The following is a 13,698-nucleotide window of genomic DNA, read 5'->3' as shown; positions in this document are numbered from 1 at the left end:
GCTCAGGCCTCCTGATCGAATGCCGGCGCGTGGTCGCGCGCGTACTGGATGTAGCTGTTGCTCACGCCCTGAGGCACCATCGGCCACACCATGGCGTCCGCGCTCACGACGAAGTCGATCACGACGGGGCGGTCGTTCGTCTCCAGCGCGGTCTTGATGGCGGCATCCACCTGGTCCTCGGTCTCCACGCGCAGCGCGAGGCAGCCGTACGCCTCGGCGAGCTTGACGAAGTCGGGGACCCGGACGGTGTCGTGCCCGGTGTTCAGGTCGGTGTGCGAGTGCCGGCCGCCGTGGAACAGCGTCTGCCACTGCCGCACCATGCCCAGCGACGAGTTGTTGATGATCGCGACCTTGATCGGGATCTCGTTGATGACGCAGGTGGCCAACTCCTGGTTGGTCATCTGGAAGCATCCGTCGCCGTCGATCGCCCACACCACGCGCTCCGGTTCGGCCACCTTCGCGCCCATCGCGGCGGGGATCGCGTAGCCCATGGTGCCGGCTCCCCCGGAGTTGAGCCACGAGTTGGGCCGCTCGTACTTGATGAACTGGGCGGCCCACATCTGGTGCTGGCCGACGCCGGCGGCGTAGATCGCCTCGGGCCCGGTGAGCTCGCCGATGCGCTGGATCACGTACTGCGGCGCGAGCAGGCCGTCGTCGGTGGGCGCGTAGCCGAGCGGGAACTCGGCGCGCAGCCCGTCCAGGTACGACCACCACTCCTCGATGTCGGGCTTGGTGGTGCCGACGACGCTGCGGAACGCGGTGTCCAGGTCGATCAGGACGTCGCGGACGTCGCCCACGATCGGCACATCGGCGGTGCGGATCTTGGAGATCTCCGCCGGATCGATGTCCACGTGCACGACCTTCGCGTGCGGGGCGAAGTGCTCGGCCTTGCCGGTGACACGGTCGTCGAAGCGGGCGCCGAGGGCGACGATGAGGTCGGCCTCCTGCAGCGCGAGCACGGCGGGGACGGTGCCGTGCATGCCCGGCATCCCGAGGTGCTGCGGATGCGAGTCCGGGAACGCGCCGCGGGCCATCAGCGTCGTCACCACGGGCGCGCCGGTCGACTCCGCCAGCGCGAGCAGCTCCTTGGACGCCTTGCCGCGGATCACGCCGCCGCCGACGTAGAGCACCGGCTTCTTGGCCTCGGCGAGCAGCGCGGCCGCCGCCTGGATCTGCTTGCCGTGCGCCTTGGTCACCGGGCGGTACCCGGGCAGCTCCACCTTGGGCGGCCAGATGAACGGCACGCTGGCCTGCTGGGCGTCCTTGGTGATGTCGACGAGCACCGGGCCGGGGCGGCCGGTGGAGGCGACCTCGAAGGCCGCGGCGATCGCGCCGGGGATGTCCTCGGCGCGCTTGACGAGGAAGGAGTGCTTGGTGATCGGCATGGTGATGCCGACGATGTCCGCCTCCTGGAAGGCGTCCGTGCCCATCAGGTGGCTGAAGACTTGGCCGGTGATGCACACCAGCGGCACCGAGTCCATGTACGCGTCGGCGATCGCGGTGACCAGGTTCGTGGCTCCCGGGCCGGAGGTCGCCAGCGCGACGCCGGTCTTCCCGGTCGCGGACGCGTAACCCTCGGCGGCGTGACCGGCGCCCTGCTCGTGCCGCACCAGGATGTGACGGACCGACTCGTGGTCCAGCAGCGGGTCGTAGACGGGCATGATCGCCCCGCCCGGGATGCCGAAGACGTCCGTGACCCCGAGGAGGTCGAGCGAGCGGACGACCGCCTGGGCTCCGGTGAGCACAGGCGGGGAGGCCGGACGGGCGGGCGGCCGTGGCACGGCCGGAGCGGAATCAGCAGTCATGTCATTCCTCGGTGATCAGCAGAGCGCGGATGCCGGCGGTAGCCGCCGGCACCGGCACGCCCCGAACTGTCGGACGGTCACCCGGTCGTCGCGCCCTCCGCGGCGGAGCGCACGAGACGGGAGTACTTGGCAAGAACGCCACGGGTATAGCGCGGGGGAAGCGGCTCCCAGCCAGAGCGGCGGGAGCTGAGCTCGGACTCGTCGACGAGTAGGTCGAGAGTGCGAGCCGCGATATCGACCCGAATAAGATCACCATCGCGCACGAAGGCGATGGGACCAGCGTCCACCGCTTCGGGTGCTATGTGGCCGATGCACAGGCCGGTTGTGCCGCCTGAGAATCGCCCGTCCGTCAAGAGTAGTACATCTTTTCCGAGCCCCGCGCCCTTGATGGCCGCGGTGATGGCGAGCATCTCGCGCATGCCGGGGCCGCCCTTGGGGCCCTCGTAGCGGATCACGATCACCTCGCCCGGGTTGATGTCACCGGCGGCGAGGGCGTCCATGGCGGCGCGCTCGCGGTCGAACACGCGCGCGGGCCCCTCGAACACGTCGGCGTCGAAGCCGGCCGACTTCACCACGGCGCCCTCGGGCGCGAGCGAGCCGAGCAGGATCGTGATGCCGCCGGAGGCGTGGATCGGGTTGTCAAAGGTGTGGATCACCTCGCCGTCGATCGGGTCGGGGTTCAGGTCACGGAGGTTCTCGGCGACGGTCTTGCCGGTGACGGTGAGCGCGTCGCCGTAGATGAGGCCCTCGTCGAGCATGGCCTTCATGATCACCGGGATGCCGCCGTGCCGGTCGACGTCGTTCATGACGTACTTGCCGAACGGCTTCATGTCGGCCACGTGCGGGGTGCGGCTGCCGATGCGGTTGAAGTCGTGCAGGCTGAGCTCGATCTCCGCCTCGCGCGCGATCGCGAGCAGGTGCAGCACGACGTTGGTCGAGCCGCCGAGCGCCATCGCGAGCGCGATCGCGTTCTCGAACGACTCCTTCGTCAGGATGTCCTTGGTGGTGATGCCCTGGCGGAGCAGGTTCACCACGGCCTCGCCGGAGCGGTGCGCGAAGTAGTCGCGGCGGCGGTCCGCGGCCGGCGGGGCGGCGGACCCGGGCAGGCTGAGCCCGAGAGCCTCGGCGACGGATGCCATCGTGTTGGCGGTATACATGCCGCCGCAGGCGCCCTCGCCGGGGGCGAACGCGCACTCGATGCGCTTCAGGTCCTCCTCGGTCATGCGGCCGGCGCGGCAGGCGCCGACACCCTCGAAGGAGTCGATGATCGTGATGTCCTTCTCGGTGCCGTCCGAGAGCTTCACCCAGCCGGGAGCGATCGACCCGGCGTAGAGGAACACGCTGGACAGGCCGAGCCGTGCGCTGGCCATCAGCATCCCGGGGATGGACTTGTCACAGCCGGCCAGCAGCACCGTGCCGTCCAGTCGCTCCGCCATGATCACGGTCTCCACCGAGTCTGCGATGACCTCGCGGCTGACCAGCGAGAAGTGCATCCCCTCGTGCCCCATCGAGATGCCGTCGGAGACGGAGATGGTGCCGAACTGCAGCGGGTAGCCGCCGCCCGAGTGCACGCCCTCCTTGGCGCCCTGCGCGAGCCGGTCCAGGCTCAGGTTGCACGGGGTGATCTCGTTCCAGCTCGACGCGATGCCGATCTGCGGCTTCTCCCAGTCCGCGTCACCCATCCCGACCGCGCGGAGCATGCCGCGGGAGGTCGTCGCCTCGATGCCGTCGGTGACGACGCGGCTGCGGGGCTTGATGTCGATATCGGGTCGTGCGGCCGGCGCGCCGCCGGAGGCTTCGTGCGAGGACATGAGGGAAGTCTATTCCCGGCGGCGTGCGCGCTCCGCCGCGATGACGCCGAGGAGTGCCGCGATCTGTTGTGGGGAGTCCACGCGCAGGGTCGCGGCGGTGTCCCCCGGCCCGACCCGCACGCCGAGGTCGTCCGGCCCGAGCACGCGCATCGCGTCCTCGTCGGTGACGTCGTCGCCGGCGAACAGAATGCCGGTGGCGTCGAAGCGCTCCCGCAGCACCCGCATGGCGGTGTCCTTGCCCTCGATGCGCGAGGAGAACTCCAGGATGTGGTTGCCCAGCCGGCGCCGCCAGTGCGGGAACCGTTCGGCGACGAGGGCGTCCACCTCGGCGAACGCGGCGGCCTCGGCCTCGGGTGCGGCGCGCCGCCCGTGCACGCCCATGCCGTAGGTCTTCTCCTCGAGCTCGACGCCCTCGTACCGGTCGATGATCGGCCTTGCGGCCGCCCACAGCTCCTCGCGCGTGCCCTCCACCTGCTCGGCCTCGATCACATCCACCTCGCCGTGGCCCGGGTACCAGTACTGCGCGCCGTGCGACCCGGCCAGCGCGATGGCGGAGTCGTCGTCGTGCTCGGCGATCACCCGCAGGTCCTCCAGGCTGCGCCCGGAGACGAACGCGACGACCGTGTCGGGCAGCGCGGCGAGGCGCTGCACGGCCTCGGTCACCTCGGGCAGGGCGCGGGCCGACATCGGCTCGTCGACGAGGGGCGAGGCGGTGCCGTCGAAGTCGAGGGCGACCACGAGCCGTTCCGTCGCGGCGATGGCCGCCAGTTCCGGGTCGAGGCTGCCCGGGGTCCAGGTGCGGGTCATGTCCGTATGCTCCGTCTCCGCCGCGTCCGCGCTCAGCGCGCCGCCCTGGCCTTCTCCAGGGCGTCCAGGAAGGAGGACGACCACGCGGCGACGTCGTGCTCGAGCACCCGCTTGCGCAGCGCCCGCATCCGTCTCCCCTGCTCCCCCGGGGTCATCTCGATCGCCGTGATGATGGCGTCCTTGAGTCCTTCGATGTCGTGCGGGTTGACCCGCACCGCCTGCCGCAGCTCGTCCGCCGCGCCGGTGAACTCGCTGAGCACGAGCACGCCGCGGTTGTCGGCGCGGGTGGCGACGTACTCCTTCGCGACGAGGTTCATGCCGTCGCGCAGCGCCGTGACCAGCATGACGTCGGCGGCGAGATAGAGCGCGACCATCTCCTCCCGCGGGAATCCCTGGTGCAGGTAGCGGATGGCGGTGTGGTCCATGGTGTCGTGGTCGCCGTTGATCCGCCCGACCGCCAGTTCGATCTCGTCGCGGAGGTGCACATAGGCATCGACGCGCTCGCGGCTGGGGCTCGCGACCTGAACCAGCGTCACCTCCTCGACCGAGACGCGCCCCTGGTCGAGGAGTTCGCCGAACGCCTTGATGCGATGCCGGATGCCCTTGGTGTAGTCGAGCCGGTCGACGCCGAGCAGGATCTTGCGCGGGTTGCCCAGGCTCTCCCGGATCTCTGCGGCGCGGGCGCGGATGTCCGGCCGCTGCGCGAGCTCGCGGTACGGGGTGGTGTCGATGGAGATCGGGAACGCCTTGACCAGCGGGGTCCGCCCGTCCGGGAGGGTGACCGAGGCGCCCTTCACCTCGTACCGCAGCCGCCGGCGCACGGCGGCGAGGAAGTTCGTGGCGTCCTGCGCGCGCTGGAACCCGATCACGTCGGCGCCGAGCAGCCCGCGCAGCACCTGGTCGCGCCAGGGCAGCTGGGCGTACAGTCCGTGCGCGGGGAACGGGATGTGGTGGAAGTAGCCGATGGTGACGTCCGGCCGCAGCGCGCGCACCATCTCCGGGACGAGCTGCAGCTGGTAGTCGTGCACCCACACCGTGCCGTGCTCGGCGACGGCGTCGGCGGCGGCCTCCGCGAACCGGCGGTTGACGGCCATGTACGCCTCCCACCACTCCCGGTGGTACTGCGGGGGCGCGATGACGTCGTGGTACAGCGGCCAGATGGTGTCGTTGGAGAAGCCCTCGTAGTACTCGGCGACCTCCTCCTCGGAGAGGGTGATCGGGATCAGCCGGATGCCGTTCGCCTCGAACGGCTCGAGCTCCAGGTCGGCCTGGCCCGGCCAGCCCACCCAGGCCCCGTCGACGGTGTGCATCATCGGCTCCAGTGCCGCGACGAGACCCCCGGGGGACGTGCGCCACAGCTCCTCGCCGTCAGGGGTCACCAGCCGATCGACGGGCAGGCGGTTGGCGACGACGACGAACTCTGCAGCGACCACGGGACTCCTTCAGCTCGTTTCCTCCAGGCTACCCGTGTCGCCGTGCACCCGCCGGACACGCCCGGGCGCAGGGCCCGGTTCACCAGCGCGGCGCGGGCGTGAGGAACCAGTTGGCGACGCCGCTGAGCAGCACGATCGCGGCTGCCGCGGCCGGCATCCACAGCGCCGCCCCGGTGCCGGCCTGCTCTGCCAGCCGGCCGGTGACGGCTGCGGAGAGGGACTGCCCGACGACGACGCCCGAGCCGAGCATGGTCATCACGGTGGCCGATCGGCCGAGCGGGCTGCGGGCGGCGCCGAAGCTGTACTGGGTCACCAGCGTCGGCCCGACCCCGACGCCCAGGACGGCGAGCGCGACGAGCATCATCGGCACGGAGGAGGCGAACGCGACGAGCAGGGTCCCGGCGGCCAGCACCGCGGCGCACACCAGCCAGCGCGCCCGCAGACTGAACCGGGCCGGCAGCCAGGCGACCCCGAGCGCGAGCACCGCCGAGCCGATGCCCATGACGCCGTACAGCAGTCCGGCCTGCTCGGAGGCGTCGCGATCGGCCATGAACGAGGTGAGCGAGGTGAGCATCGACCCGAAGAACAGGCCCACCCCGAAGATGCCCACCACCACGACGAGCAGCGCGGGCCGGAACAGTTCGGCCACCGCGGAGGGCGCGGATCCGTCCTCGTGGCGCCCGGTGGAGACCAGGCGAGCGGTGGGGTGCAGCGCGAACGCGCCGACGAAGAGGAGGGTGAGGGCGGATGCCGCGGCGAGCGGCGCCCAGGGCGCCAGGAGGGAGGCGAGCAGGCCGACCAGGAACGGGCCGAACACGAACACCGTCTCGTCCGCCGCGGACTCGTACGACATGGTGGCCGACATGGTGCGGACCCGCCGCTCCTGCGGCATCCGCTCCTGGATGATGGTGACCAGCCGGGACCGCGACAGCGGTGACACCTGCGGCGCCGTGGCGCCGATGCCGAACCCGGCGAGCAGGACGATCGGGTCGGGCGCGACGCTGTAGACGACGACGGCGAACAGGGCGAGCATGGCGGCGTTGGCGACCGCGAGCGCGGCGAGCACCCGCCGCTGGCCGAAGCGGTCGGCCGCTGCACCGAGGAGCGGCCCGATCAGGGCGGTGCCGAGGCCGACGGCGGCGGAGGTGAGACCGCCCAGCGACAGCGACTCCCGTGCCGAGACGACGACGGTGAGGACGCCGACGACGTTCATGGCGAACGGGAGGCGGGCGATGAACGCGATGAGGAAGTAGGGAAGTCCCGCCAGTCGCAGCAGGCCGGGAGAAGGGGCGATCTGTGTCATGGCTCTCGCGCGTCCGAGGACGCGGGGTCGGGTGCCGCCGCTGTCCGCCGGGGTGCCGACGGCCGGTAGATACACAGCTTGGTGGCCCGTGGGGCCGGATCGATGATATCGCGGTGTGACACCGGAATCCCTGGATCCCGGCTGGATAGGTTAGGCTCACCTTGCTCCCGACCGGTTGGAAGTGAGGCCGCGTGCTCCCCCTCTCCCCCGCCCCCGCCGTCGACCTGCTCCGCGGCGACCCGTCCGCCGTCGCCCTCTGGACGGACGACGGCCCCGCCCGCTACGACGAGCTGTCCGCCCGCGCCGCCGGCATCCGAGCCGCTCTCGGCACCACGCGGCGACTGGTGATGCTGCCGGCGCGCAACACCGCCGCCACAATCGCCGGGTACCTGGCCGCCCTGTCCGGCGGGCATCCGGTGCTGCTCGTGCCCGGCGGGGACGACGAGCCCGCCGTCCGCACCCGGGAGGCGCTCGCGGCGCGCTTCGATCCCGACGTCGAGCTGACGGAGGGCGAGGTGCGGCCGCGGCGGGACGGCTCCGCGCACGAGCTGCACGAGGACCTCGCGCTGCTGATGAGCACCTCCGGCTCGACCGGGTCTCCGAAGCTGGTGCGCATCTCCGGGGCCTCGCTGCTCGCCAACGCGGCCGCGATCGTCGACTACCTCGGCCTCACGGATGCCGACCGCGCGATCACCTCGCTGCCGATGCACTACTGCTACGGGCTGTCGGTGGTGAACAGCCACCTCCTCGCCGGCGGCGGGCTCGTGCTCACCGAGCGCTCCGTGTCGGACGAGGAGTTCTGGCGCCGAGCGGAGGAGGCGCGGATCACCGGGTTCGCCGGGGTGCCGTACTCCTTCGACCTCCTCGACGCCGTCGGCGGGCCGGATCGGCTGCCCTCGAGCATCCGCTACGTGACGCAGGCGGGCGGGCGCCTTCCCGTCGAGCGCGTGCGCGCCCTCGCCCGCGCCGGGGAGCGGCGGAGCTTCGCGTTCTTCACCATGTACGGGCAGACCGAGGCGACGGCGCGCATGTCGTACCTGCCGCCGGCGGATGCCGTGCGCGCGGCCGGCTCGATCGGGCGGGCGATCCCGGGCGGCTCCTTCCGGATCGAGATCGAGGAGGGGACGGATGCCGGCGAGCTGGTCTACTCCGGCCCGAACGTGATGCTCGGGTACGCGCAGTCGCCCGCGGATCTGGCGCTCGGCCGCACGGTCGAGGAGCTGCGCACCGGGGACCTCGCGCGCTGGCGGGAGGACGGCTACGTCGAGATCGTCGGGCGGATGAACCGGTTCGTGAAGCTGTTCGGCCTGCGGATCGATCTGGACGCCGTGCAGCGGGAGCTGGAGGACGCGGGGATCCCGGCGCGCACCGCCGCCGACGACGAGGATCTCCTGGTGTTCGTGCACAGCGAGCGCGAGGCGGATCGGGCCAGGGAGGTCGTGGCGCGCCGGGTGGGCATCCCGGCTCGCAGCGTGCAGGCCTACGCGGTGGACGCGTTCCCGGTGACCTCGTCCGGCAAACCGGACAACGCGGCACTGGTGCGCCACCACCGCACGGCGGCGGCCTCGCCGGCGCGGGCCGCGAGCGGACCGGTCACCGCGGCGCGGGTGCGCGACGTGCTCGCGGTGTGCACGGGCCGGCCCGATGCCACTGAGGCGGACGGCTTCGCCGCGCTCGGCGGCGACTCGCTCAGCTACGTGGAGGCCTCGGTGCAGCTGGAGGAGCTGCTCGGCACGCTCCCCCGCGACTGGCCGTCCCGCTCCGCCGCGGAGCTCGCCGCGGCGGCGGCCCCGGCATCCGCAGCGGCCGAGAGGCAGCCGTCCCGGCGCCGCGCGTTCCCGGCGGTGGAGACGCCGGTGCTGCTGCGGGCGCTCGCGATCGTGCTCATCGTCGGCACGCACGCCGACCTGTTCCGCGGCGACGGCTTCTCCCTGAAGGGCGGCGCGCACCTGCTGCTCGTGGTGGCCGGCTACAACGTCGCCCGCTTCGCGCTGTCCGCCGCACCGGGCGCACGTCCGGCGCGGCTGCTGGGCGCGACGGCGCAGGTGGCGGTGCCGGCGGTGCTGTGGATCGGCGCGGTCGCCCTGCTGAGCGGCAAGTACGCCCTGGCGACCGCGCTGCTGGTGAACAACGCGACCGCCGGCGGCGGCACGGAGGGGCGCTGGAGCGAGCAGTGGCAGTTCTGGTTCCTCGAGGCGATGGTGTGGAGCATGCTCGCCCTCGCCGCCCTGTTCTCGGTGCCGGCGGTGGACCGGCTGGAGCGGCGGGCGCCGTGGGCGTTCGCGGTGGGCGTGCTCGCCGCCGCCGCCGCCGTGCGGTTCGCGATGCTCGGGACGGCGCCGGCGGAGCACCTGGAACGGTACGCGCTGCCCACCGTGCTGTGGTGCCTCGCCCTCGGCTGGCTGGTCGCGCGGGCCGACGGCGTCGGCCGGCGCGTGCTGGCGACGCTCGCGTGCCTCGCCCTCGTTCCCGGGTTCTTCGGCGAGCCGCTGCGCGAGGGGATCGTCGTCCTGGGGGTGCTCGCCCTCGTCTGGCTGCCGGCGGTGCGCGTACCCGCCCCGCTGCGACCGGTGCTGACCGTCCTCGCCTCGGCCTCGCTGTTCGTGTACCTCACGCACTGGGTGGTGTACCCGCCGTTCGAGGCCTCGGCGCCGCTCCTCGGCACGCTGCTGTCGTTCGCCGTCGGGATCGCCGCGTGGCTGCTTCACCGGCGGGTCACGGATCTGGTGCGCGGGGTGCGCGCACGGGTCGCGGCGTCGCGGGCCTGAGCCCGGCGCGCTCAGGCGGGCTGCCGTTCCGTGCGCTCCGTCGGGTCAGGTATGCTCAGGCGGGCCGCGGGATAGAGCACCACGCCGCCGTCGATCCGCAACCCGACGACGTCGCCGTCCCTGGTGCCCTGCGCGCGGTGCGTGGGCACCTGCAGCCAGACTCGCGCGCTCTCGTCGCCCTCGATGTCCAGCCGCAACTCGGTACGGGCGCCGACGGCGCGGCGCGCGGTGATCGTGGCGCGGCCACCGCATCCGTCCTCCGCCACGATCTCCAGCTGATTCGGCCGGACCATCGCGACCACCTCGGCGGCACCGGCAGCACGGTCGTGGCGCACCGGCACCGTTCCCAGGGCGCACCGCACCGCACCGTCGTCCCCGCGCCGCGCCCTCAACTGCAGCGCGTCACCGAGGAAGGCGGCGGTGGCGGCGTCGGCCGGAGCGTCGAACACGGAGGCCGGTTCGCCGTGCTGCACCAGCGCGCCGTCCGCGACGACCCCGATCAGATCCCCGAAGGAGAGCGCCTCGTCCTGGTCGTGGGTGACCAGGAGCGTGGTGACGCGGGCGCGCTCGAGGATGCCGATCGTCGCCTCCCGGGTCTGCGCCCGCAGCCCGGTGTCCAGGGCGCTGAACGGCTCGTCCAGCAGCAGCACGCGGGGGGCCGGGGCGAGGGCGCGCGCGAGCGCCACCCGCTGCTGCTGCCCGCCGGACAACTCGTGCGGCATCCGGTCCGCGAACTCGGGCGCAAGGGAGGTGAGGGCCATCATCTCCCGCACCCGCTCGCGGCGAGCCGCGCCGCGCGGCAGCCCGAAGGCGATGTTGCGGGCGACGGTCAGGTGCGGGAACAGTGCCCCGTCCTGGGGCACGTAGCCGATGCCGCGGCGGTGGGCCGGCACCAGGGTGCGCTCGTCGGCGAGCACGACGCCGTCCAGCGCGATGCGCCCGGCATCCGGCCGCTCGAATCCGGCGATCAGCCGCAGCAGGGTGCTCTTGCCGCTCCCGGAGGCGCCGACCAGCGCCATCCGGGAGCCGGTGGGCACGTCGAAGCCGACGCCGGTGAGCACCCGCGCTGCGCCGAACGACTTGCCGACGTCGCTGAGCTGAAGGGTCATGCGCTCCCCCTCGAGGTCGCTTCGGAGAACATCAGGTGCACCGCGGGCACCGACAGGGCGATCAGCGTCACGGCGTACGGCGCGGCGGCGATGTAGTCGATCGCGGACGCCGCCGACCAGAACCCGGTCGCCACGGTCTCGGTGCCGGTCGGCGCGAGCAGCAGGGTCGCGGTGAGCTCGTTCGCCGCCCCCAGCGCCACGAGAGCCGCACCGCCGGCGATCGCGGGGGCCAGCAGCGGCAGGGTCACCCGCAGCCGGGCGACCAGGGGCGGCGCGCCCAGAGACCGTGCCGCTTCCTCCCAGGCCGGGGAGATCTGCGCCAACCCGGCGCGGATGGGCACGAGGCTCCGCGGCAGGAACAGGATGGCGTAGGCGACGATGACCGTGACGGCGGTCTGGTAGAACGCCGGCGCCGCCCGGAGCACCACCGCGACGAGCGCGAGGGCGACGATGATCGCCGGCAGGCTGCCGGCCAGGTAGAACGCTCCCTCGAGCACCCCGCTCGCACGGCCCCGGTGGCGGACCGCGAGCCAGGCCGCGGGGAGGGCGACCGCGGTGCACGCGGCCGCGCCGCCGAGGGCGAGGAGCACGGTCTGCCCCGCCGCCGGCAGCACCGGCAGCCAGTCCGCCGCCTCGGCACGCAGCGCCCAGCGCAGCACGGAGGACAACGGCACCAGCAGGGATGCGGCGACCACCGCGGCCAGCGCGAGCAGCGCCGGGCCGGTCCAGCCGCCGAGCCGTGCGCGGCGGGCAGGGCGGGCGGGGGCGGTGCTGGACAGTCGCACCGAGCCCCGCATCCGGAACTCGCCGCACACCAGCAGCAGGCAGAGCGCGGTGAGCACCACCCCGAGCGCGGCGGCGTTCGGGCCGCCGAAGTTCGCCCGGTAGGCGGTCATGATCGCGGTGGTGAACGTGTCGAACTCGAGGAACGCGAAGGCGCCGTACTCGGCGAGCAGGTGCAGGCCGACGACGAGACCGCCACCGAGCGCCGCCAGACGCAGCTGCGGCAGCACCACCCGCAGGAACACCCGCCACGACCCGAGCCCGAGCGACCGCGCACTCTCCTCCCGCGCCGGGTCCAGCCCGCGCAGCGCGGCGACGGCGGGCAGGTACACCAGCGGCGAATATGCGCACGCCGAGATGAGCACCGCGCCGGCGAGGCCGCCGAGGGCGGGCGCCACGGTCGCCCAGCCGTAGCTGGTCACGAACGCCGGGATCGCCAGCGGCGCGGCCAGCGCGACCGCGAAGAACCGGCGCAGCGGCAGGTCGGTCCGCTCGACCAGCCACGCCCCGCCGATGCCGACGATGAGGGTGGCCGCGACGCCCAGCACGACCAGCAGCACCGTGTTCGCGGTCAGCTCGCCGACCATCGGACGCAGCAGCAGCCGGGCGAGCGCCGGCCCACCGGTCTGCGCCGCGGAGACCAGCACATACCCGACCGGGACCAGCGCGACGGCCGCGGCGAGCGCCACGCCCGTCGCGAGCGTCCACGGGAACGCCCGTCCGGCCGGGCGCGCGGTGGCGTTCCCGGCCGGACGGGCGGGTGCGATGGTCAGAGCAGCCCCGCCTCGGTCATCAGCTCGATGACGGTCGGGCCGTTCAGCTCGGACGGGTCGATCTCCGGGGCGCCGAGCGACTCCAGCGGCGGCAGCGGCGAGCGCGCCGGGATGCCGCTGGCCACCGGGTACTCGTAGCTGTACCCCTCGCCGAGGATGGTCTGCCCCTGCTCGCCGACCAGCCAGGCCAGGAATTGCTGCGCCTGCTCCTGCCGGGTGCTGGAGGCCAGCACCCCGCCGCCGGAGATGCTCACGAACGCACCCGGGTCACCGGGAGCGAAGCGGTGCAGCGCGGTGTTGCCGCTGTTCTCCTTGGTGTCGGCCTGATCGCGGTACCAGTAGTAGTGGTAGATGATGCCCATCGGCACCTCGCCGGCGTTCACCGCCTTCATCGTGACGACGTTGTTCCGGTAGATGGTGGCGTTCTCGGCCATCCCCTCCAGCCAGGCCGCGGTGGCCTCCTCGCCCTGGGTGGCGAGGATGGCCGACACGATCGCCTGGAAGTCGGCACCCCCGGGTGCCGCACCCCACTTGCCCTTCCAGGCCGGGTCCTGCAGCTCCATGATCGAGCTCGGCAGCTCGCTCTCCGAGATGAGCTCGGGGTTGTAGACCAGGACCGTGTCCCGGGCGGCGATGCCGGTCCATGCGCCGGTCCCGGGGCGGAACTGCTCCGGCACCAGGGCCAGCGTGTCCTCGTCGACGGGGGCGAACAGCCCGGCCTCCTCGACCAGCGACATGGCCGGCGAGTTCTCGGTGAGGAACACGTCGGCGGGTGAGGCCTCGCCCTCCTGCACGAGCTGGTGGCCGAGCTCGCTGTCGTCCCCGTGGCGCAGCTTGACCTCGATGCCGGTCTGCTCGGTGAACGCCGCCGTCCACTCCTCGGTGAGCTGCTCGTGCTGGGCGTTGTAGATCACGAGCGCGTCGTCCTCACCCGCGGCGTCGTCGCCGGCTCCTCCGGCCGGCGCGCAGCCGGCGAGCGGGATCAGCAGGAGCGAGGCCGCGAGGGCGAGCGGACGCAGGCGGGTGGCGGGCATGGGCGGGTCCTCTCGGGAAGGTAAGGCTGGCCTATCCTACCGGCTGCGAGCACGGATGCCACACGCGACGCA

At 72.8% G+C, this 13,698-nt stretch carries 9 protein-coding genes; 1 reads left to right on the top strand and 8 read right to left on the bottom strand.

Going from position 1 to position 13,698, the window contains the following annotated elements:
* Positions 1-2 precede the first annotated feature (2 nt).
* The 5 genes from JSY13_RS05190 to JSY13_RS05170 all read right to left on the bottom strand — a co-directional run bounded on the left by JSY13_RS05190 (position 3) and on the right by JSY13_RS05170 (position 7,159).
* Positions 3-1,805: an acetolactate synthase large subunit gene (locus JSY13_RS05190; protein ID WP_259607954.1), complete on the bottom strand. Its 1,803-nt coding sequence runs from the start codon at positions 1,803-1,805 to the stop codon at positions 3-5.
* Between the two features lie 77 nt (positions 1,806-1,882).
* A complete protein-coding gene (ilvD, locus tag JSY13_RS05185; RefSeq protein ID WP_259607953.1) occupies positions 1,883-3,616 on the bottom strand; it encodes a dihydroxy-acid dehydratase in 1,734 nt (577 codons plus the stop codon).
* A 9-nt stretch (positions 3,617-3,625) separates the two neighbouring features.
* The gene (gene otsB, locus JSY13_RS05180) at positions 3,626-4,423 is read right to left on the bottom strand and encodes a trehalose-phosphatase (RefSeq protein ID WP_259607952.1); all 798 of its coding nucleotides are present in this window, start codon (positions 4,421-4,423) and stop codon (positions 3,626-3,628) included.
* A 32-nt stretch (positions 4,424-4,455) separates the two neighbouring features.
* Positions 4,456-5,856, bottom strand: a complete 1,401-nt coding sequence (locus JSY13_RS05175; RefSeq protein WP_259607951.1) for an alpha,alpha-trehalose-phosphate synthase (UDP-forming) — start codon at positions 5,854-5,856, stop codon at positions 4,456-4,458.
* 79 nt (positions 5,857-5,935) lie between these two features.
* Positions 5,936-7,159, bottom strand: coding sequence for an MFS transporter (locus JSY13_RS05170; protein WP_259607950.1), 1,224 nt, complete (start codon positions 7,157-7,159; stop codon positions 5,936-5,938).
* A 191-nt stretch (positions 7,160-7,350) separates the two neighbouring features.
* Here JSY13_RS05170 and JSY13_RS05165 point away from each other — a divergent pair, with 191 nt between their 5' ends.
* Entirely contained in the window at positions 7,351-9,927 is a 2,577-nt protein-coding gene (locus JSY13_RS05165) for an AMP-binding protein (protein ID WP_259607949.1), read from the top strand.
* Between the two features lie 11 nt (positions 9,928-9,938).
* Here JSY13_RS05165 and JSY13_RS05160 read toward each other — a convergent pair whose 3' ends face one another.
* The 3 genes from JSY13_RS05160 to JSY13_RS05150 all read right to left on the bottom strand — a co-directional run bounded on the left by JSY13_RS05160 (position 9,939) and on the right by JSY13_RS05150 (position 13,626).
* A complete protein-coding gene (locus JSY13_RS05160; RefSeq protein WP_259607948.1) occupies positions 9,939-11,036 on the bottom strand; it encodes an ABC transporter ATP-binding protein in 1,098 nt (365 codons plus the stop codon).
* Positions 11,033-12,508: an ABC transporter permease gene (locus JSY13_RS05155; RefSeq protein WP_259607947.1), complete on the bottom strand. Its 1,476-nt coding sequence runs from the start codon at positions 12,506-12,508 to the stop codon at positions 11,033-11,035. Before JSY13_RS05155 ends, JSY13_RS05160 begins: the two co-directional genes overlap by 4 nt.
* An 80-nt stretch (positions 12,509-12,588) precedes the next feature.
* Positions 12,589-13,626, bottom strand: a complete 1,038-nt coding sequence (locus JSY13_RS05150) for an iron ABC transporter substrate-binding protein (RefSeq protein WP_259607946.1) — start codon at positions 13,624-13,626, stop codon at positions 12,589-12,591.
* Positions 13,627-13,698: the final 72 nt, after the last annotated feature.

This window comes from Microbacterium neungamense, assembly GCF_024971095.1.
Taxonomy (GTDB): domain Bacteria; phylum Actinomycetota; class Actinomycetes; order Actinomycetales; family Microbacteriaceae; genus Microbacterium; species Microbacterium neungamense.
The sequence above is the reverse complement of the archived record's forward strand: the minus strand, read 5'-3'. Positions and strand labels throughout refer to the sequence as shown.

Excerpts from the sequence above, each read along its gene's own strand:
- JSY13_RS05190 (WP_259607954.1), bottom strand. The coding sequence starts at position 1,805 with ATGACTGCTGATTCCGCTCCGGCCGTGCCACGGCCGCCCGCCCGTCCG.
- ilvD (WP_259607953.1), bottom strand. The coding sequence starts at position 3,616 with ATGTCCTCGCACGAAGCCTCCGGCGGCGCGCCGGCCGCACGACCCGAT.
- otsB (WP_259607952.1), bottom strand. The coding sequence starts at position 4,423 with ATGACCCGCACCTGGACCCCGGGCAGCCTCGACCCGGAACTGGCGGCC.
- JSY13_RS05170 (WP_259607950.1), bottom strand. The coding sequence starts at position 7,159 with ATGACACAGATCGCCCCTTCTCCCGGCCTGCTGCGACTGGCGGGACTT.
- JSY13_RS05160 (WP_259607948.1), bottom strand. The coding sequence starts at position 11,036 with ATGACCCTTCAGCTCAGCGACGTCGGCAAGTCGTTCGGCGCAGCGCGG.
- JSY13_RS05150 (WP_259607946.1), bottom strand. The coding sequence starts at position 13,626 with ATGCCCGCCACCCGCCTGCGTCCGCTCGCCCTCGCGGCCTCGCTCCTG.